The organism is Fibrobacter sp. UWR3 (assembly GCF_900143055.1).
GTDB lineage: Bacteria > Fibrobacterota > Fibrobacteria > Fibrobacterales > Fibrobacteraceae > Fibrobacter.
The window spans coordinates 95,519-114,644 of the sequence record NZ_FRCW01000003.1 but is presented as its reverse complement, the minus strand read 5'-3'; the positions used below and the strand labels follow the sequence as shown (position 1 = coordinate 114,644).

Annotated in this window: 16 protein-coding genes; 15 read left to right on the top strand and 1 reads right to left on the bottom strand. The window is 56.5% G+C overall.

The features are described from left to right. The first annotated feature begins 104 nt into the window (after nt 1–104). From BUA44_RS04520 to BUA44_RS04455, 14 genes are all read left to right on the top strand, one after another. A complete protein-coding gene (locus BUA44_RS04520; protein WP_072809083.1) occupies nt 105–917 on the top strand; it encodes an alpha/beta fold hydrolase in 813 nt (270 codons plus the stop codon). 157 nt (nt 918–1,074) lie between these two features. After that, the gene (locus BUA44_RS04515; RefSeq protein WP_072809080.1) at nt 1,075–1,962 is read left to right on the top strand and encodes a sulfide/dihydroorotate dehydrogenase-like FAD/NAD-binding protein; all 888 of its coding nucleotides are present in this window, start codon (nt 1,075–1,077) and stop codon (nt 1,960–1,962) included. Beyond that, nucleotides 1,962–3,461, top strand: coding sequence for an NADPH-dependent glutamate synthase (gene gltA / locus BUA44_RS04510; RefSeq protein WP_072809078.1), 1,500 nt, complete (start codon nt 1,962–1,964; stop codon nt 3,459–3,461). Before BUA44_RS04515 ends, gltA begins: the two co-directional genes overlap by 1 nt. A gap of 378 nt (nt 3,462–3,839) precedes the next feature. Beyond that, nucleotides 3,840–4,523 (top strand): DUF4956 domain-containing protein, encoded by a 684-nt coding sequence (locus BUA44_RS04505; protein ID WP_072809076.1) that lies wholly within the window; start codon nt 3,840–3,842, stop codon nt 4,521–4,523. 10 nt (nt 4,524–4,533) lie between these two features. Next, nucleotides 4,534–5,634 carry an HlyD family secretion protein gene (locus BUA44_RS04500; protein ID WP_072809074.1) on the top strand — a complete coding sequence of 367 codons (1,101 nt, stop codon included), beginning with the start codon at nt 4,534–4,536 and terminating at the stop codon, nt 5,632–5,634. Beyond that, on the top strand, nt 5,634–7,013 hold the full coding sequence (locus tag BUA44_RS04495) for a TolC family protein (protein WP_072809072.1): 1,380 nt from the start codon (nt 5,634–5,636) through the stop codon (nt 7,011–7,013). The genes BUA44_RS04500 and BUA44_RS04495 overlap by 1 nt, the downstream gene beginning before the upstream one ends. A gap of 1 nt (nt 7,014) precedes the next feature. Then, nucleotides 7,015–7,833, top strand: coding sequence for a polyphosphate polymerase domain-containing protein (locus tag BUA44_RS04490; protein ID WP_072809070.1), 819 nt, complete (start codon nt 7,015–7,017; stop codon nt 7,831–7,833). Nucleotides 7,834–7,874: 41 nt separating this feature from the next. After that, nucleotides 7,875–9,518 carry a lamin tail domain-containing protein gene (locus tag BUA44_RS04485; RefSeq protein ID WP_072809626.1) on the top strand — a complete coding sequence of 548 codons (1,644 nt, stop codon included), beginning with the start codon at nt 7,875–7,877 and terminating at the stop codon, nt 9,516–9,518. A gap of 146 nt (nt 9,519–9,664) precedes the next feature. Next, nucleotides 9,665–11,452 (top strand): TolC family protein, encoded by a 1,788-nt coding sequence (locus BUA44_RS04480; RefSeq protein WP_083579480.1) that lies wholly within the window; start codon nt 9,665–9,667, stop codon nt 11,450–11,452. Next, complete coding sequence (locus BUA44_RS04475; protein WP_072809068.1) at nt 11,452–12,450, top strand: HlyD family secretion protein; 999 nt, start codon at nt 11,452–11,454, stop codon at nt 12,448–12,450. Before BUA44_RS04480 ends, BUA44_RS04475 begins: the two co-directional genes overlap by 1 nt. Before the next feature lie 12 nt (nt 12,451–12,462). Then, complete coding sequence (locus tag BUA44_RS04470) at nt 12,463–13,653, top strand: ABC transporter permease (RefSeq protein ID WP_072809065.1); 1,191 nt, start codon at nt 12,463–12,465, stop codon at nt 13,651–13,653. Next, complete coding sequence (locus BUA44_RS04465; protein WP_072809063.1) at nt 13,650–14,831, top strand: ABC transporter permease; 1,182 nt, start codon at nt 13,650–13,652, stop codon at nt 14,829–14,831. Before BUA44_RS04470 ends, BUA44_RS04465 begins: the two co-directional genes overlap by 4 nt. 104 nt (nt 14,832–14,935) lie before the next feature. After that, on the top strand, nt 14,936–15,649 hold the full coding sequence (locus BUA44_RS04460) for a zinc metallopeptidase (RefSeq protein ID WP_072809061.1): 714 nt from the start codon (nt 14,936–14,938) through the stop codon (nt 15,647–15,649). An 8-nt stretch (nt 15,650–15,657) separates the two neighbouring features. After that, nucleotides 15,658–15,942, top strand: coding sequence for a hypothetical protein (locus BUA44_RS04455; RefSeq protein ID WP_072809059.1), 285 nt, complete (start codon nt 15,658–15,660; stop codon nt 15,940–15,942). A gap of 44 nt (nt 15,943–15,986) precedes the next feature. Here the strand turns inward: BUA44_RS04455 and BUA44_RS04450 are convergent, their stop codons facing one another. Further along, nucleotides 15,987–17,402 carry a segregation/condensation protein A gene (locus BUA44_RS04450; protein ID WP_072809057.1) on the bottom strand — a complete coding sequence of 472 codons (1,416 nt, stop codon included), beginning with the start codon at nt 17,400–17,402 and terminating at the stop codon, nt 15,987–15,989. Nucleotides 17,403–17,551: 149 nt separating this feature from the next. Between BUA44_RS04450 and BUA44_RS04445 the strand changes: the two genes are divergently transcribed. Next, nucleotides 17,552–19,120 carry a PEGA domain-containing protein gene (locus BUA44_RS04445; protein ID WP_072809054.1) on the top strand — a complete coding sequence of 523 codons (1,569 nt, stop codon included), beginning with the start codon at nt 17,552–17,554 and terminating at the stop codon, nt 19,118–19,120. Nucleotides 19,121–19,126: the final 6 nt, after the last annotated feature.

Genomic DNA, 19,126 nt, shown 5'->3' with positions numbered 1-19,126 from the left:
AGATCCTCGCCTTCGCGAGGATGACGACGAAAGTGTTCACGGGGATGACAAAAAAATAAGAAATAGCATCCCCTTTTGTGAAAGATGTATCTATCTTTTAGGGTATGAGTGATAAACTTGTTCACAATGTCCGCACCGCCGGATTCGAAATGGAATACGCGAAGTTCGGGAACGGCTCGCGCGCCCTCGTGATTATTCCCGGGCTTGCCATCAAGAGCGTGATGAAATCCGCAGCCTCCCTGCAGGTGCCCTACAAGATGTTCACCGAGGGCTATACGCTCTACTTTTTTGACCGTCGCAAGGACGTGGACCCGGGTTACTCCCTCGAGGAGATGGCTCGCGACCAGGTGCTTGCCATGCAGGCGCTCGGCCTCAAGGACGTGGCGCTCTATGGCGTTTCGCAGGGTGGCATGGTGGCCCAGCATATCGCGGCGACGCACCCGGAACTCGTGTGGAAGCTCGTGCTCGGCTGTTCGACTTCCAAGCCGGAGCCGCAACAGCTTGAAGTCATCGGGAACTGGGCCCGCCTTGCCCGCGCGCACGACCGTGAAGGCCTAGTGGAAGCCTTCATCCGCGACTGCTTCTCGTCGAAGTTTGCCGAACGCTACAGCCGCGCACTCCGTGCCATGTACAAGGACGTTTCCGAAGCTGAAATGGACCGTTTCGCCATATTCGCCCGCGAGTGCGATAACGTGGATACCGGCGACATGCTCGCAAGCATCAAGTGTCCTGTGCTAGTGCTTGCCGCAAGCGAAGACCGCGTTGTTTTGCCCATCGCATCCGACAAGATCGTGGAAAAGTTAAGGACCGCGAATGTCCCCTGCGAGTACGAGATTTTCGAGGGCTACGGCCACGCCGCCTTCGACGAAATCAAGGAATACAAAGACCGCATCTACGAATTCCTGCAGAAGGCCTGACCCGCCTCAATCTTCCAAAAATATTTCAAAAAATGTACAACGGGGCCCGTGCGGCCTTCGCACCCCCGATCTGGGGCCTTCAGTGCCTTTTTGGAGCGTGTTTTTACAAAAATTTCGCTTTCGGGCGGCAACCCTTTTATCTAAATTTGTTCCCACTATGGCAAAAATTCTCTTTAAAAAACAGTTATCTCCTGCGGTATTCCAATTCCGCGTCGAGGCCCCGCTGATCGCCCAAGAGCGTAAGGCCGGCCAGTTCATCATCCTCCAGACGAACAAGGACAACGGCGAACGCGTGCCCCTCACCATCGCCGATGCCGACACGACTGAAGGCTCCATCACCCTGATTTTCCAGACCGTCGGTAAGACCACCACCGAACTCTCCAAGTTCGAAGTCGGTGACGATATCCCGGTGCTCGTGGGCCCGCTGGGTTCCCCGACCCACATCGAGAATTTTGGCCACGTGGTTTGCGTGTGCGGTGGCGTGGGCATTGCCCCGATGCATCCGATCGTCCAGGCCATGAAGAAGGCCGGCAACAAGGTCACCATCATCATGGGTGCCCGTAACGAGAGCCTCTTCCTCATGAAGGAAGAAATGACCGCTCTCGCCGACGAAATCATTTTCATGACCGACGACGGCTCCTACGGCCGCAAGGGTCTCGTGACCGAACCGCTGAAGGAACTCTGCGAAGACACGAAGGGCAAGCCGGATATGGTGCTCGCCATCGGTCCTCCGGTTATGATGAAGTTCTGCGCCCTCACCACCAAGCCCTACGGCGTGAAGACCGTCGTGAGCCTCAACAGCATCATGGTGGACGGGACCGGCATGTGCGGTGGCTGCCGCGTGACTATCGGCGGCAAGACGAAGTTCGTCTGCGTCGATGGCCCGGAATTCGACGGCCACGAAGTCGACTGGAACAACATGCTCCAGCGTATGGGCGCCTTCAAGCCCCAGGAACAGGAAGCCTTGCACCGCTTCGGTGCCAATGACGGCCACAAGTGCAACATTGATAAGATGGCTGACGCAAAGGCCAAGGAGAGCAAGTAATGTCTGAACATTTGACTCGTGAACAGTTGGACGCCGCCGCCAAGGTGGAACTTGAAAAGATTAACGCCCTCCCGAAGCCGCTCAAGCCGAAGGACAAGACTGCCATTCCGGCCCAGCCGATGCCGCAGCTCGAACCGAGCTATCGTGCCCGCGTGATGGAAGAAGTGGCTCAGGGTTACACCGAAGCTCAGGCTATCGTGGAAGCTAACCGCTGCCTCGCTTGTAAGAACCAGCCTTGCGTCGAAAGCTGCCCGGTGCACATCGACATTCCGGCCTTCATCGCGAAGATTGCCGAAGGTGACTTCAAGGCCGCTATCGCGAAGATTAAGGAAACCAGCTTGCTCCCGGCAATCTGCGGCCGTGTTTGCCCGCAGGAACGCCAGTGCCAGATGAACTGCACCATGGGCAAGATGCACAAGGACGTGAACCAGGCTGTGGCTATCGGTCGCCTGGAACGCTTTGCTGCCGACTACGAACGCAACAACGGTGGTGCTTCCGTGCCGGCCGTGAAGCCTGCTACCGGCAAGAAGGTGGCTGTGATCGGTTCCGGTCCTGCCGGTCTGGTTGTCGCTGCCGACGTGCGTCGCGAAGGCCACGACGTGACCATCTTCGAAGCTTTCCACAAGCTCGGTGGTGTGGTCCGCTACGGCATTCCTGAATTCCGTCTGCCCAAGAAGATTGTTGACAACGAAATCGAATCTCTCGCAGCCATGGGCGTGAAGTTTGAGACAAATTTTGTCATCGGTCGTACCCGCAAGCTCAAGGACTTGATTGAAAAGGATGGCTTCGATGCCGTGTTCGTCGGTACCGGTGCTGGCCTCCCGCTCTTCATGAACATCGAAGGCGAAAACCTCGTCGGTGTGTTCGCCGCTAACGAATACCTGACCCGCGCTAACCTCATGCGCGCCTACGACAAGGAACATGCCGATACCCCGATGTGGCCCGGCAAGAACGTGGTCGTTCTCGGTGGTGGTAACGTCGCTATGGACGCTGCCCGTATGGCTCTCCGTCTCGGTGCCGAAAAGGTCCGCATCGTTTACCGCCGCAGCATGAACGAACTTCCGGCCCGTAAGGAAGAAGTTCTCCATGCCCAGGAAGAGGGTGTCGAATTCTGCGTCTTGCAGAACCCGGCCAAGATCCTTGGCGACGAAGCCGGTCACGTGCGCGGCATGCTCGTCGACAAGTACGAACTCGGCGAGCCCGACGAAAAGGGCCGTCCGCGTCCGGTCAAGGTCGAAGGCGCAAGCTTCGAAATCGAATGCGACACCGTGCTCGTTGCTATCGGTAACGGTTCTAACCCGCTTATCAGCAACACCACGCCGGAACTCTCTGTCGACAAGAAGGGGCACATCCTTCTCGAAGATGCTGCCGCCAACAAGACCTTCATGGAGAAGGTTTATGCCGGTGGTGACATCGTGCTGGGTGCCGCAACCGTGATTCTCGCCATGGGTGAGGGACGTCGCGCTGCCGCAGGCATCAACGAGTTCTTGAAAAAATAAGCTTCGCATTACGGCGTCGCTCGCCCCCTCACGTATTACAATACGCTACGGGGGCTCGGCTCCTGGTCCTGCTCGCTTCTTTTTCAAGACCTAAAGCATTATAAGAGGATGGCTTTGCGCCATCTTTTTTTTGTGCGTGCTTTCTTTTCTTGGAACGAACTGTTCCGAAAAAATACCGCTTTTTGATGTTCTCTTTTACAACGGAGAATGCTTTATTAACGCATCTTTACAAGGAATTTCGGGAGTTTTTATCTATTTTTCGGATGAAACGTTATTATAATGGCTCTTTGTTGACCCATTTTTACAAGAAAATGCCCTAAAAACGGCGTTATTTAAGTAGATTATGGAAACAAAAAGCAAACCTATATGGAGTAAAACATGCTCGACCTTCTTGCGGTCCAGTCCAGCACGACCAACGCGACTCTCATCACGCTGGTTTATACCCTTACGCTGGCTTTTATCCTTTCTTCCATCATCGGCTGGACGTACGAAAAGACGTTCCTCGGCCTTTCCTATTCCCGCAACTTCGTCCAGGGCATTGTCCTGAGTTCGGTTGCGGCTGCGATGATTATGCAGGCCATCGGCGATAACGTCGGGCGTGGCCTCGGTATGATGGGCGCTCTCTCGGTGGTCCGCTTCCGTACGAGTTTCAAGGACCCTCGCGATATCATGTTCATATTCGCCTCGCTGGGTGCGGGTATCGGATGTGGCGTGTATGCCTGGGGTGCCGCTGCCGGCGGTACGATTGCCTTCTGCTGTGTCGCCTTCCTGCTTTCGCGTACGGGCCTCGGCACCAAGCACTTCTTTGACGGCATGCTCCGCTTCGCCCTCCCGAACGAAGGCCCGGTCCGCGAGCAGGTCGAACATATCATGAAGACGAGCCTCAAGACGTTCATCCTTATCACCATGCGCGAAGTCGATGGCGGTGCCCGCCTTGATGTCGCCTACCAAGTGCGCCTGAGGGCGACGAAGCCTGCGGCGGAAATCCTGAATGAACTTTCCAAGCTGGAAGGCATCTCGGACGTGCAGTTCATGATGCAAGACGCAACGACGGAAATGTAGGGAGGCAACGATGAACAAGCTTGAAGATTGGCTCGATACATTCTGGAATACCCACAAGAACAATGCGGGCGTGGCCTACGTCTACGGCCACAAGCTCTCCATAGCATGGGTTATCTGCGTTATTTTGGCAATCGTGGTCGGGTTTGTCTACCAGGGCAAGGTCGCCATGTTCAGGGGTATTGCCGAGGCGAGTGAAACAATCATCAGCGTGCCCAGTGCTACCGAGATTGTGAAGGTGCACGTGGTTCCCGGCCAGGAAATCCATGCGGGCGATACGATTGTCGAAATCAACCGCCCCGACCTGACTCTCCGCATTGCCGAACTTACCCGCGAGATTGATGCGCTCGAAGGCCGCAGCAACCTGAGTTCTGCCGAAATCGACCAGAAGGTGGCCGACGTGAAGGCGAACCTAGAGACCCGCCGCCTGACCCTCACCGCAGAAATCCGCAACCTTGAAGCCGAATACAACAGCAACAAGGCTATTTCTGCAAAGCTCAAGAGCCTCTCGAACTCCAAATCCCAGAGCGACGGCAACGACGCGATGGCGATGCGCATCAAGAGCCTCAAGAACGAGCTCGCCCTTGCTACCAAGAGCGCGAACGAGCAGATTGCCCTCCTCCGCGGTAGCAGCAAGCTCCAGAAGGCGAGCGGCAAGAGCGAAGCCGAGAACCTCAAGAAGGAACTTGAGGAAATGCAGAAGCAGCAGGAAGAACTTATCCAGATTGCGAAGGAAGACTGGGTCGTGGGCGACGTGAACGTGCGCGACGGCGAGAAGGTATCCAGCTTTGCTCCTATCGTGACATTGGCCCACAAGTCCCCGACGCTCGTGCGCGGCTACATCAACGAACAGATTTACCAGAACATGGACCTGGGCGAGGCCGTGAAGGTCACTACGCTTGCCGGTTCGGGCAAGGCCGTGGTGGGCGAGGTCGTTGGCCTTTCGAGCCGTATTGTCGCATTCCCGGAACGCATGTGGAAGATGCCCGAGATGCCGGTCTACGGCCGTGAAGTGACCATCAAGATTCCCGAAAACAATCCGTTCCTGCTGGGCGAGATGGTGACCATTTCTGAAACTAGCGGAAAGAAACTCAAGAAGAACGAGAACAAGTAATGAAACGCATTGCAGTCCTCCCCGCCATGCTTGCGGCAGCCGTATTCGCGGAACCGCTCACATGGGATAAGCTTGTAGAATCGGCCAAGAACGACCCCCGCTACGAGGCGGCGCAGAAGCGTTCCGAGGCCACCTCGGGCGAACGGAATACGAAACTCTGGGACAAGTTGGAACTCCGTTACCAGCTTGACGGTTTCAGCTTTGCAAAGCACGATTTTGAACTGCGCATGACCCCGAAGAGTTTCGGCGAAAGCAGTGCCGACAAGGAAAGGGCCGATGCCGTAAGGAATTACGAGAAGGCGAGGTTCGGCGTCGAGCGTTCGCTGTTGCTCTTTGACCGTTATGAACGTGGCGTGCGTTACGTGATGCGCAAGAAGATTAACGAAATCAACAAGCAGTTGCTGCAGGTAAACGCAGACCGCGTGGAAGTGCTGCACATGAAGTCGGGTTCTGCCTCGTTCAGTGCCGAAGATCTGATGTCCACGCTCGAGAAGGGTGCTACCATCAAGGCGGATTTGCTTTCGGACAGCACGGCGCTCCGCGATGCGGAACTCAAGATGAAAATCTGGGTGCCCGATTTCGAAGGCGTCGATCTGGATTCGTCGTTCCTCCCCACGATGGACGAACTTGCGCAGAATCTCTCGAACGGCGTGGAAGTGAACGAGAACTTCCCGCTGGTGGCGATGGCCCGCGGCAAGCGCGATAGCGAAGTGGCGCAGGCCAAGCAGGACGTGAGCAAGGGCCGCGACTACATCTCGCATATCGGTATCGGGTACTCCCTGCAGATTGAATCCCTGCTGGAAAAGTACAAGGACCTGGACGCCTCCGACATTTACGGTACAGGCGCGTATGCCGACTACAAGGACGAGTTCCAGTCCAAGACGGGTTGCACGAGCGCGCTCAACTGCAGCGCCACGGCCAGCATCCTCGTCCCGGATAAGGATAACAGGAAGACTGCCGACAAGTTCTTCGTGAATCTGGCATTCCGCCTGCCGTTCTTTGACAGCGGTAAGGATTCTGACCTCAAGCTCCAGGTGGCAAAGCTCGATGCCGAGAGCGACTACCTCGCCGACGTGCGCGATATCAATCAGAAGGTGGCTCGCCTCACCGAAGAAGTGCTCGCGCTGATTGGCCAGTGGAAGGTGCAGAAGGAATTTGTGGAACAGGTGGGCGCGAGCGGGTTTATGGAACAGTTCGCCCGCAATGCCGGTTCTGACCCGCTATTGCTCCTGCGTGCAAAGGAAAGCGCGCTCGAAAGCGACATGAAGGCGGTCAAGCTCGAATACGATATCTTTGCCCGTTATCTTGAACTGCTCAACTACGCAGGCATCCTTGCCCGCGAAAACAGCGCAAACCACCTGCGCGAGGCTCTGAAGTAGTATGGCAGAAGCCCGCGGTTTTAGCCTCCTCGAGCGTTTCGAGCTCAAGTACCACATCCCCGTCGAATGGGCGGACCGGATTGGCGCCTTCCTTGCGCCGTACTGCGAGGAGGATTACTACTCGAAGATTACGCCGGGTGGCTTCTACTGGATTACGAACCTTTACCTGGATACCCCGAAGTGGACGTTCCTTGGCTGGAAAAAGAAGCAGTTGCTGGACCGTTTCAACATGCGTATCCGTACCTACGGCGAACACCCCGCACAGGACGGCACGTTCCATTTCGAGGTCAAGCGCAAGATCAGGAGTATCTGCTACAAGAGCCGCGCGACCATCAAGGGAATCAACCCGGGCGAAGTCTGGCACATGAAACCCGATGAATGGCCCTGCAAGGGCGAGAAGGACCGCATGTACCTCAAGGATTTCCTGTACAAGACGGAACTTCACGGGGCACACCCGCGCCTTTTGACGCAGTACAAGCGCCGCGCCTGGTTCGGGCTCCGCGAGGAATATTCCCGCGTCACCATCGACACGGGCATGCGCTTCCGCGAAGAGAACGGATTTGACTATACGGTGGACCCGCACTACATGCATTCGACGGGGCTCCCGAGGTTTTTCCAGCCCGGTGCCGATGCAGTGCTCGAATTGAAGTGTCCTTGCTCACAGGTTCCTTACTGGATGTTCGACCTGATAAGATTTTTGAACCTCAAGCACGCCGCATTTTCTAAATTCGGTAATGCGGCAGCCGAATGGAAACGTGTCTACGAGAACCCTCGCCGGTTCAAGTCCCCGTACTGGACAAAGCTGGCGGGCAATTTCTAGGATTTTTTTAAAGAGCGAAAACCTCAAAAAGGATGGCCCTTATGGATATGAAAAAGTGGCTTTTGACAGGAACCCTGATTTCTACCCTCGGTGCTTTTTCGGCATGCTCCGAAGACCCGAGCAGCGACCCGGTGGGGCCGGTAGATTCTAGCGGCAGTCTCGTTCCCGATAGCAGCGGGGATGTTCCCGGCAGTAGTGACGGTCAGCCTACGGCGAAGTCCAGTTCCTCTATTGCGGACAATGCCGAACCGCAGATGGCCTGTTCCGAAATCATGTACAATGCGCCCGGTGAATCTCCTCTTGAGTGGGTGGAAGTCTACATCGCTGGCGGCATGGACATGGACAACATGCAGAATTTCTTCCTTCACCTGAGCGGTGCTGTGGACTACACCTTCCCGGAAGAACCCCTCAAGAAGGGCGAGTACGTGGTGGTCGCGAACGACACTGCCGAATTCAGGAAGATGTACCCGACCTTTGCGGGAAGGCTCTTTGGCCCGTGGGTTGGCGGAACTACGGTGAAGCTAACCAATGAAGGTGACGTGGTGAACGTGAAGGTTCAGGGTGAAGGTGACGTGAGCTGCGCCTTCAGTAACGAACCTCCCTGGCCGAGCATTGCCGATGGCAAGGGCCGTACCCTCGTGTACGTGGGCGGCAACGCTGCCCAGCCCAATTCCTGGGCGGCAAGCAAGGTGGATAAGGGCAATCCGGGTGTAGGTGGCGATGAATGGGTTGCCCCGACGCAGGTGCGCATCAACGAAATCATGCCGTTCAAGCTTGGCGAAAAGTCCTGGATTGAAGTGTACAATGCGGGCGACCAGCCGGTAGATATCACGGGCTGGACTCTCGAGGCGAAACGCCGCGGAGAAACTCTCACAATCAGTGCGGGCGTGGTCCCTGCGAAGGGTTACCTCGTTCTTGATGCAGAAACCGCCTTTGACAAGGAACTGGTTGTCGCTCCCGATGGTGGCGAGTTCTACCTGCGTGGCCCGCAGGAAGGCGACGAATCGAGCATCTGGGTGCCGGCGACTACTGCAACGAGTGGCGTTGTTGACCTTTCCGATGGTTCTACGGCGCAGGGCCCGCTTGCCGCGGCAACCCCCGGCGAAAAGAATTCCACCCTCGCTGTCGGTTCTCTCTATATAAACGAAATCCATTACCATCCGGCTTCTGCCAACACCACGGTTCCGTTCGAATTCATGGAAGTCGTGAATGGCTCGGAAACCCCTGTCACTCTTTACAGTTCTTCCGTCTCGAAGGGTTGGAAGGTCGAAGGTATCAATCTCGAGTTCCCGAGCATGGTTGTCCCGGCGAAGGGCTTGATACTCCTGATTCCGGAAACGCTTGAGGATGTCGACATGGCTTCGTTCGGCATTACTGCATGGAATGCGGATTTTGTCCGTGAGACCTACCAGATTCCTGCGGACGTGCAGATTGTTGCCTACAAGGGCAAACTTTCCAACCGCGGTGAAACCATTGCCGTGAAGGAGCCGTATTCCAAGGAAACAGTTGATGGCGTAACGAAGTACTTCTACATCTGGCACGATGCGACCCTTTACTCTGATGGGTGGGATGGCCTTGCCGAAGCGGATGGTTACGGTTACAGCTTGCACCGCGTCGATGTGACTACCATGGGTTACGAGGCGAAGGCGTGGAAGGTGGACGTTCCGACCCCCGGTAAGATTTAAATCAGTTCAATAGAACAATAAGGTAAACTTTGAAGGAATCCCGCGAAAAACGGGATTCTTTTTGTTTTCATAAGGCCGGATGTTTTACACAATTAGTAGGATGGGCGGAGTTGCCCCTGCTTATTTAAATATGTATTTTTCATTATATGAGAAAGAGTTTGGTCTATATCGCTTCCCTGAGCGTTGCCGCCATGGCAGCCCCGCTTACGCTGCAGGAAGCCTTGGAAATGGCGAAGTCTAACAACTCGCAGATTAAGGCCGAAAAGGCAAAGGTCGAAATGGCCGAAAGCGGGCAGAGCGAAGCCTTCTCCCGGTTCTTGCCGAAGGTTTCCCTTTCGGCGGGTGTCACGAAGATTAACGACCCGATTACGATTGACTTGAGCCGCCTCCAGGGGCCCCTGAGCGAGGTGGCCGGTGCCGCCGCGTATTCGAAGGCGTACCTTTCGGCATACAACATGGCGTACACGCAGGCCTACAACGATGCCGTGAAGCAGGCGATGGCCGCCGGGCTGGACGAGGCGACTGCCAAGAGCATGGTGGACCAGAGGGTGGACGAAATCCGCAGCGGTGTCATGGGGAGCAACAAGGTAAATACGCTTGCCCAGCAGGCTGCAGAAAATTACGGCGCCGATGCGTCGAATAAGATAAACGATACCGACTTTGGCATGAAGGTACAGGACGACGTGTTCTTCAACGCCCGCGTGACCGTGGTGTGGCCCATCTTTACCGGCCTCAAGATTTATTCGGCATACGATGCCGCGAAAGAGAACGTGGCTGCCCGCAAGGCGGAATTCGACATGGCGCAGAACACCATCCTGATGGATGTGGCGACCAAGTACTTTACGCTCCGCCTCACCGAGGAACTTTCCGTGATGCGCGAATCCACGATGAAGAACCTCGAAGGCCACCTGGAACGCTCCAAGAAGCTCGAGGAAGGCGGCCAGATAAGCAAGGCGGAACGCCTGCGTGCAGAAGTCGCGCTTGCAGAGGCGCAGAATGCATACGAGGATGCTCTGCGTGACCAGTCGCTTGCCCGAATGGCGCTTGCGAGCTTGCTGCACACGGACACGAGCATTACGGCGACGACCCCGGTGGAAGCGCCGGACGTGGTGCACGGCATGGAGGAATTCAAGCAGCTTGCGCGCGAAAAGCACCCGGGGCTCAGGCAGCTCCGTACGGAACGCAAGCGCAGCCAGGATGCCGTGCGGGCCGCACGCGCCGACTGGTTCCCGACAATTGCCCTGTTCGGTTACAGGGAACTCTACACGAAGGATTTGACGATTCTGGAGCCCGAGTGGGCTGTGGGCGCGAAGGCCCAGTGGGACTTGCCGATTCTGGGCGGGAAGGAATCCCGCGCGAAGGTCAGTTCCGCGAAGTCGATGGAACGCTCGCTCTCGAACATGGAGGAACAGACTCTCGACAATATAAGCCTGCTGGTAGAAAAACGCTGGCGTGAACTGGAACATGCGCGGGGCCGCCTGCAGAGCCTCGTCAAGACGCGCGAGCTTGCCGACGAGGCGCTCCGCAGCCAGACGCGTGCCTACGAGGCGGGTCTTGCAACCGGGCTTGACGTGGTGGATGCGGAGCTTGCGCTTTCGCGCTTGCAGGTGGCCGACCTGAAGGCGCATTTCGATGCTGTGATTGCATGGCTCGGCCTGCTGGAAGCATCTGGCGAGGTTGCCGATGCGGGCACGATGCTGAATGCGACACGCCCGGTGGAAAAGCCGGAGGAATCCGCGCCGGCAGAAACGCCTGTCGAACCGGCTGCACCCGAAACGCAGCCTGCCGCCGATGCGGCTGCCGCGCCGGCCCCCGCTGAACCTGCCGCCGTGCAGCCCGCAGAAAACACTGCGGGTGAACCGCCTGCCGCGGTCGGAACTGCCGCAAATCCCGCCGAACCCTTGCCTGCAAATGAAAATACGGAGAAGAAATAATGAACGTGCTGAAAACTCTCGGAAAGGTTATAGTTGTCGCCGCGTTGATTGTCCTCGTGGTGCTTGGAATCATGCAGTTGCAGAAGTTTGCGACCGCTCCCCGCGAGCAGTTCCTGCAGGGGCAAATGGAGGCTAGGCGCGTGCTTGTGGCCGGGAAGGTCCCCGGCCGCATCGAACGCTTGTTCGTGCACGAGGGCGACATCGTCATCAAGGATTCCCTTGTGGCGTTAATCAGCAGCCCCGAAATCGAGGCGAAGAAGATGCAGGCGCAGGGCGCCCTCGGTGCCGCACGCGCCCAGGCGAGCAAGGCCCGCAATGGTGCCCGCAGTGAAGATATCACCGCCCTCAAGGCGATGGCCGACCGCGCCCAGGATGCGGCGACGCTCGCGAAGAACACCTACGACCGCGTGCAGAAACTCTACAACGAGGGCGTGCTCCCGCTGCAGAAGCGCGACGAAGCCGAAACGCAGATGAAGGCGAGCCAGTCCGCTGCCGACGCCGCGAAGGCGCAGTACAACCAGGCAGTGGCCGGCGCCCGCAGCGAAGACAAGGCTGCCGCGAACGCCCTCGTGATGCAGGCCCGCGGCGCCACCGCCGAGGTGGACGCCTACCTCGAAGAAACCAAGATTCGTAGCCCCATCAGTGGCGAAGTCTCGCTCAAGCTTGTCGAAGAGGGCGAGGTCGTGGGCTCGGGCATGCCCGTAATCGCGGTGACCGACTTGGACGATGCCTGGGCGGTATTCCACCTGCGCGAGGACATGCTCAAGAACGTGTACAAGGGCAGGAAGTTTACCCTCAGCATTCCGGCGCTCGACAGGCAGGTCGAAATGGAAGTGAGCTACATCGCTTCCGTGGGTGACTATGCCACCTGGCGCAGCAGCAAGGAAAGTGGCGGGTTCGACCTCAAGACGTTCGAGGTGCGCCTGCGCCCCACGCAGAAGGTCGAAAACTTGCGCCCCGGCATGAGCGTGCTCCTTTCTGTAGATGCAATCCAGTAGCAGGGATTTGCCATGATTTTGAGTGGCCTGCTGAATACCATCAGGAAAATCTATTTCAGCCACAATATCGTGTTGTGGATGATTCTCCTGGTGTTGCCCGTGGGCGTATCGCTGTTTACCATGGGCATGTTCACGTCGCAGATTGTGCAGCACGTGCCTATAGGCATCGTGATGCAAGACGACAGCAGGCTTGCGGACAAGATAAACGCCCGGTTGCGTTCGAGCCCCGTTCTGGATGTGAAGCTTGAATGCGGCAGCATGAATGAATGCGAACGTGCGGTAGTCCGCGGGGATTTGCAGGGGTTCCTGGTGCTCCCGAACGAACTGGAACGCCGTGCGCTCCGGCTCGAGACTCCCGTGATCCCCGTGTATTCCAGCGGGCAAAATTACCTCACGAACATGTTCGCGACCAAGGAAATTCGCTCTGTAATTTCTTCTGTGGGTAGCGAGATGTTCGTGCCCGAAATCGCCGACCCGGTAAAGACCGAAATCCATTCCGTGGGGAACGTGGAGGGCAACTACCAGGGGTTTTTAGCGCTCGGGCTCGTGACGGCGATTTTCCACCTCGCGGCGATGATTGTGGGCGTGTATGTACTCTCGTTCCCGCTTCGTGACCATCGCGTTACCGAGATGATCCGCTATGCGGGCGGTTCGCGCCTTACCCTGTGGGTGGCGAGTGTATTCCCGATGAACATCGCTCTCTGGCTCGAACTGATGGGCTGCTACGCCTATTGCCACAGGATGCTCGCCCCGCTCACGTTCGATGAATTTGTCATGACTGCTGCCGCGCAGTTGTTCATGATATGCGCCTGCTCGGGTGCAGGGATCGTTTTTATAGGCGTGGTGGGCGTGATGCGCATAGCGACAGGTGCGGCGGGCGTTATCGGGAGCCCCGCGTTCGCCTTTGCGGGCCAGACCTTCCCGGTGATGGCGATGCCCTTTGCCGTGCGCTGCTTTGCGTTTGTTCTCCCGCTCACACACGCACTCAAGGTGCAGTCCATGATGCTCTTGGGTGACGTGAGTACGGCCCCCGCCTGGGATTCCATAAAAATTCTTATCGGGATGGCGATATTCTGGAATATACTCGGAGCGCTCCTCATGTCGATGCGCTGGAAACAGCACCTGCGCCGTGAAGCGGCCTGCGGGCAGTCCTCCGGCATGGATGTCACTGGTATGGATGTAAAGACGGAGGCGGTATCGTGATTCGTCGCCTTTGGAAAGTTGCCTTTGCGGAGTGGAAGCTCTTCTACACGGACCCTGCCGCAATTCTCCTCCTTGTGGTGGCAGGGGTCCTGTATGCGTTCTATTACCCGACCCCCTACATATACCAGACGGTATCGAAGGTGCCGGTTGCAGTTGTCGACCTCGACAATACTGCGATGTCGCGCGACCTTATCCGCATGGCATCTGCTGCCCAGCAGATAGAGGTCAAGTCTATCTATGCCGAAATGAACGAGGCCGAGGCGGCCATGGCCCGCGAGGAGATATTCGGGTTTATGGTTATCCCCGAGAACATGGAGAAGGACATCCGCGCCAAGCGCCCCGTTTCGGTGAACATCTTTACGCACGGTGCCTACGTGATGCTGCATGGTGCCATAGGTACGGCGTTCTCGACATGCGCGCTTACCGTCGGTGCTACAAACAAAGTAAAACAAATTGCCCTGGGCAAAAAAGTGCCTTCCGCGAAGGCGATTGCCATGCGCGACCCGATTCCCATCAGCATCCAGACAATGTTCAACAGTTCGGGCAGCTATTCCAACTACGTGGTGCCGAGCGTGCTCGTGGTGATTCTGCAACAGTCGCTCATTATCGGTATCTGCGTCTTGGGCGGTTCGCGCGCCCACAGGCGGTTCCGCAAAAAATTCCGTGACAGTCCCGTCGAGAACGAGACTGCCGAATACCGCTACTTTGGCCGTGCGCTTGCTTATTTTTTGCACTACTGCTCGTTTATCCTCTTCTATCACTGCATCATCTACAACCTGTTCGATTTCCCGCGACGTGGTGAACTTTTGCCCATGATGGTGTTCTCCCTCGTGTTCCTTGCTTCGGTCATCAATTTGGGCATGGTCGTCTCGCAGGTATTCTTGCGCCGCGAATCCAGCATGCAGCTGTTCCTGTACCTTTCCATCCCGATTCTCTTCCTTGCGAATTTCAGTTGGCCCAGTTACCTGATGCCCCAGTGGATGGTCTCGATATCGTACATACTGCCGAGCACTTTTGCCATACCGGCGTGGCTCTCCATCGAGCAGATGGGGGCCGATATATACGAGGTTGCGCCCAAGTTGTACCAGCTTGCAATCCAGGCGGTCGTGTACCTGGTTTTGGGGCTTGTCCTGACCCGCGCCCGCGACAAGGCGAAGATTGACATCGGCGACATGTAGCCTGCTTTTTTTTGATGAAATGCGAATACGCCGGACAGGGTGTTACCTTTTCCGGCTTTGTTTTTATACATTTAGAGTGTAAATATTTCATTGAGGAAACACAGATGTATTTTGATCCGCTTTACATGATGATTCTCGTGGTGACGCTCGCTCTTTCGGGCGGTGTTTCGCTGATGGTCAAGTCGCGCTTCAATGCGGGGCAGAAGGTGAATATTTCTAGCGGGCTTACCGGCGCCGACGTGGCGAAGGCAATCCTCATGGATGCAGGCATTACCGACGTGAAGGTGCTGCAGCATCACGGGTTCCTTTCGGACCACTACAACCCGCTTAACAAGACGCTTAACCTTTCTCCGGAGGTATACAACGGCCGCAATGCAAGTGCCGCGGGTGTCGCCGCCCACGAGGTGGGGCACGCCATCCAGCATGCGCAGGGGTATTTCCCTATGTGGTTGCGCTCTGCCATCGTGCCGGTCGCTAACATCGGGAACAATCTCGGGCCGTGGCTCGTGATTATCGGCATCATGCTCATGGGATTCGGGAAGGCGATAGGCCAGCCGATATCTATCGTGGGAGTGCTCCTGTTTGCCGCAACGACGCTCTTTACGCTGGTGACCGTTCCGGTGGAATTCGATGCCTCTAGCCGCGCTAAAAAGGCGCTCGCCCGCATGGACGTGGTGGCGCCGGGTCGTGAGTACAATACGGTTTCGGGCGTGCTGTTTGCCGCAGGCCTGACCTACGTGGCTGCAGCAGTCAGTTCGATTCTCCAACTGCTCTACTGGGCGTACCGCGCAGGTCTCATCGGCGGGCGCAGGGACTAGGGGGCGTTATGGCCGTAAGGACGCTTACCATCGAATGCCCCATGTGCAAGGGCGAAATCGTAGTGGATGCCGATACGGGCGAGGTGCTGAGCCACAAGGAGTTCAAGAAGGAGGTCAAGTCCTTCGATGACTTCTTGAAGGAGCAGAAGTCGCGCAGTTCTGATTTGGAAGCGAAATTTGCCGCCGCGAAGGAGGCGCAGAAGAACCGCGCCGAACTCCTGGAAAAGAAGTTCGAGGCGGCCAAGCAGAACAAGGACCTGAAGGACCCGCCCCCGAGCATCAACTGGGATTAAATTTTTGCACCGAAGGTGCCCGTGCGAAACCCTCCCTAGTCGCATTAGTCGTCGCCGGAATGTACTTCTAGCGACGGAAAATCGTCATCATCATCGTCGGATTCTTCGGCGATGTTTTCGCTTGAGGTGGTTTCCTCGGCCTGGGTGTCGTAGAATGCCTGGGCCTTTTTCATGAATGCCTCGAATTCCTCGTCGCTCATCTGCGATGTTGCAGGAGCCGCCGGCTTTTCCGTTTCTGCGGGAGGTTCGGACTGTGAAGAAATTACTTTGTCTGCGCTTGCGGTTTCTTCAACCGGCGATACCGTTTCAGTTGTCGGCGGCACGTTTTCAACCGGAGCGTCGGTTGGTGAGCCCGTCGAACCATCTGCAGGAGTATTTTCAACAGGGGCCTGCGCAGTTTCGTTACCTGTCGGAACGCCTTCTGCCGGAGCCATGGCATTTTCCGCCGCATCATCTTCTTTCATCATTTCGGCGAACGGGTTTTCCTGCACTTCGCTCAGGTCTTCGCGCCCTTCGAGCATGGCCTGCAGGTTTTCCTCGGTTACCTCGCGCCCGCGGGTCGTCCAGAGTACGGCCTCCTTCATTACGGCGGCGATATCGCCCACGCTGCCTGCCTGCGAGCGGGCCAGCGCCATGTTGCGGATTTCTTCCACCAGGCCGGGTTTCACGTCCGGGTCCTTCGAGTAGAACACGGTCTCGCGCGCCATCTCGTCGGCATAGTCCGGGTTGTTCTTCTTGCGGTAAATCCAGATGGGACCAAAGAGTTCGCTCTGGCGGAACACCACCTCGTCGGTCTTTATCATCTCGAGGAGTGCCATGAAGGTCACTGCGGCTACAATCGGGTGGCTGTCGTTGTCGAGCAGTTCCTCGAAGAGTGCGCGCCCGTTTACCGAGAGGTAGTTGTTTATCGCCTGTTGCCGGTCCTGGATGGTCACGTAGTCGAGTTCGATGTGGTGGACCGTATCCGAAATCTTTGTCTTGAGGCTCTTTTGGTACGCGCGGAAAAGCTGCCAGATGTTCGCGTCGGCGAGCGTGTCCTCGTCGCTCTGCGTCTTTTCGAGGCGGCCACGGCTGTACGTGCCGAAGTTCTTGCCTTCCATGTCCTGGAGCCCGCCCGCGACCTGCTTGTAGCGCTGGTACTCGAGCATCTCCTGCATGAGCTTTTCGCGGTCGGCGTTGTATTCCTCGACAAGTTCCGGGTCGCGTTCTTCTGCCGGGAGCAGTTCCTGCACCTTGAGGGCCATCAGACGGCTCGCCATGTACAAGAAGTCGCCCGCCTTCGAGAGGTCGGTCACCCCAATCTTGTTGACCCATGCGAGGAAGTCGTCCGCGATTTCTGCAATCGGGATCTGGTCCAGCGACATTTCCTTCTTCTGGACAAGGTATACGAGCAGGTCCATGGGCCCGTTGAACGAACCTATGCGGACTTCGTAGTCTTCCTGTTCCTCGATTTCGGTCATTATTCACGAAATGTAGTAATAATTTAGACGTGGAAGGGCTTTTTTCTTTGTGTGGCGCATTCCCTATTGACCGTAGAATAATGAAAACGTATATTTTCAAACAGGTACCTGTGGCCTTTTTTTGCCATAGGGTGCAAAGGGACGGATCCATGAAGGTTTTTGAAACTCTGAAGAAATGTATAGCGGTGTTTGCGCTGCTTGCGATTCCGGCATCGGCAACATACGTTGCCGTTCTCGAGACGATGGCACCGAAAGACGTGCTTTCGCTCGAAGAAAAGCAGTACTTGACCGACGTACTCCGTTCCGAGGCGGTGAAGGCTCTCCCTGCCGAGATGAACTTTACCATCATGACGCGAGACAACATCCAGATGATGCTCCCGCCGGGCAAGGGAATCGAGGAATGCGAGGGCAGTTGCCTTGTAGAGACGGGGAAGAACATTGCTGCCGACTACATTGCGCAGGGCCGTGTGGGGCGCTTTGGTTCGAACCTCACCATCACGGTCGAGATGTACGAAACTGCGGGCAATAAGCTCATGGGGTCCTTTACGGCGAAGAGTTCTGACATCGAGAAACTTGAGGTTGAAATCCGCAAGCAGGCCAAGCCCCTGTTTATGAAGGCGCGTGGCAACGCCTATGCGCAGCCTGCATTTGCTTCGGGAATCTCTGCCGGCCCGCAGATGGTCGCCCTCAAGATACAGAGTGTTCCGATGGGTGCGTCCATCGCAATTGACGGCAGGCCCACAAAGTGCATGAGTACCCCCTGTACTGTGAATATCCCCGAGGGAGAACACCGTGTTCTAGCCGCCCGCGATGACTACCAGGACAAGGATTCCCTGCTGATGGTCGAGGGTGCCGAGATGGCGTTGATGATGAACCTCGAACCGAACTTTGGGCAACTGAATGTAGACCCGAAGTACGATGAGTATCTGGGTGACGGAAGCCCGATTGTCGTGACAATTGATGGCAAGACTAGCCGTAACGATGTCGCTTTCAAAAAGGGGATTAACAACCTGCCAGCAGGCCCGCATTCCGTGCAGATTTCGCACCCCTGTTACGAGACTGCTTCTTTCAATGTGGGCATAACTGTGGCTAAGACAGAAAAGTTTGACCAGGAACTCAAGCGTGGCAAGGGATGGCTTACGCTCAAGGCGGTGAAGGACGGCTCAGAACAGAAAGTCCCTGTGTGGGTCGATGGTGCAAAGGTTGGCGAGACTCCCTTTGTGGGCGAGGTTCCGCTCTGCTCGAAGATCGAGGCCGGTGACGGAGAATTTCGTGGCGTAGTTGCTGCGGAATTGAAGGTGAATGCGAACGTAGAGGTAACTCACGAACTTGTAAAGTCTGGCCAGCCCGTGGTGGCCGAGGAAAAAGCCGAACCTGAAAAGGAACAGCAGCCAGCACAGGCGAATGTTGACGAAAAGCAGGCCCAGGCAAGTGAGGCCGCTGCAGATGTAGCGAACAAGGAAAAGGGAATGAGCATCGCGAAGCCTATTGGTATAGGACTTGCCGTTCTCGGCGCTGCCGCTTTTGGAATAGGCATCTACGAGAATTCCGTGATGAAAGACGAACGCGGAAAGTACGATGACGCTACGTTTACATCCGAAAGCGAAGCTGACGACCAGTGGGACAAGGTGAAAAAGGCTAGTACATTGCGCAACGTATTTTATGGTGTCGGTGCGGGTCTCCTTGCCGCAGGCGTTACCGTGTTCTTTGTGTTCTAGGAGGCT

Coding starts and splice junctions, on each gene's coding strand:
- BUA44_RS04520 (WP_072809083.1), top strand. CDS start 105: ATGAGTGATAAACTTGTTCACAATGTCCGCACCGCCGGATTCGAAATG.
- BUA44_RS04515 (WP_072809080.1), top strand. CDS start 1,075: ATGGCAAAAATTCTCTTTAAAAAACAGTTATCTCCTGCGGTATTCCAA.
- gltA (WP_072809078.1), top strand. CDS start 1,962: ATGTCTGAACATTTGACTCGTGAACAGTTGGACGCCGCCGCCAAGGTG.
- BUA44_RS04505 (WP_072809076.1), top strand. CDS start 3,840: ATGCTCGACCTTCTTGCGGTCCAGTCCAGCACGACCAACGCGACTCTC.
- BUA44_RS04500 (WP_072809074.1), top strand. CDS start 4,534: ATGAACAAGCTTGAAGATTGGCTCGATACATTCTGGAATACCCACAAG.
- BUA44_RS04495 (WP_072809072.1), top strand. CDS start 5,634: ATGAAACGCATTGCAGTCCTCCCCGCCATGCTTGCGGCAGCCGTATTC.
- BUA44_RS04490 (WP_072809070.1), top strand. CDS start 7,015: ATGGCAGAAGCCCGCGGTTTTAGCCTCCTCGAGCGTTTCGAGCTCAAG.
- BUA44_RS04485 (WP_072809626.1), top strand. CDS start 7,875: ATGGATATGAAAAAGTGGCTTTTGACAGGAACCCTGATTTCTACCCTC.
- BUA44_RS04480 (WP_083579480.1), top strand. CDS start 9,665: ATGAGAAAGAGTTTGGTCTATATCGCTTCCCTGAGCGTTGCCGCCATG.
- BUA44_RS04475 (WP_072809068.1), top strand. CDS start 11,452: ATGAACGTGCTGAAAACTCTCGGAAAGGTTATAGTTGTCGCCGCGTTG.
- BUA44_RS04470 (WP_072809065.1), top strand. CDS start 12,463: ATGATTTTGAGTGGCCTGCTGAATACCATCAGGAAAATCTATTTCAGC.
- BUA44_RS04460 (WP_072809061.1), top strand. CDS start 14,936: ATGTATTTTGATCCGCTTTACATGATGATTCTCGTGGTGACGCTCGCT.
- BUA44_RS04455 (WP_072809059.1), top strand. CDS start 15,658: ATGGCCGTAAGGACGCTTACCATCGAATGCCCCATGTGCAAGGGCGAA.
- BUA44_RS04450 (WP_072809057.1), bottom strand. CDS start 17,402: ATGACCGAAATCGAGGAACAGGAAGACTACGAAGTCCGCATAGGTTCG.
- BUA44_RS04445 (WP_072809054.1), top strand. CDS start 17,552: ATGAAGGTTTTTGAAACTCTGAAGAAATGTATAGCGGTGTTTGCGCTG.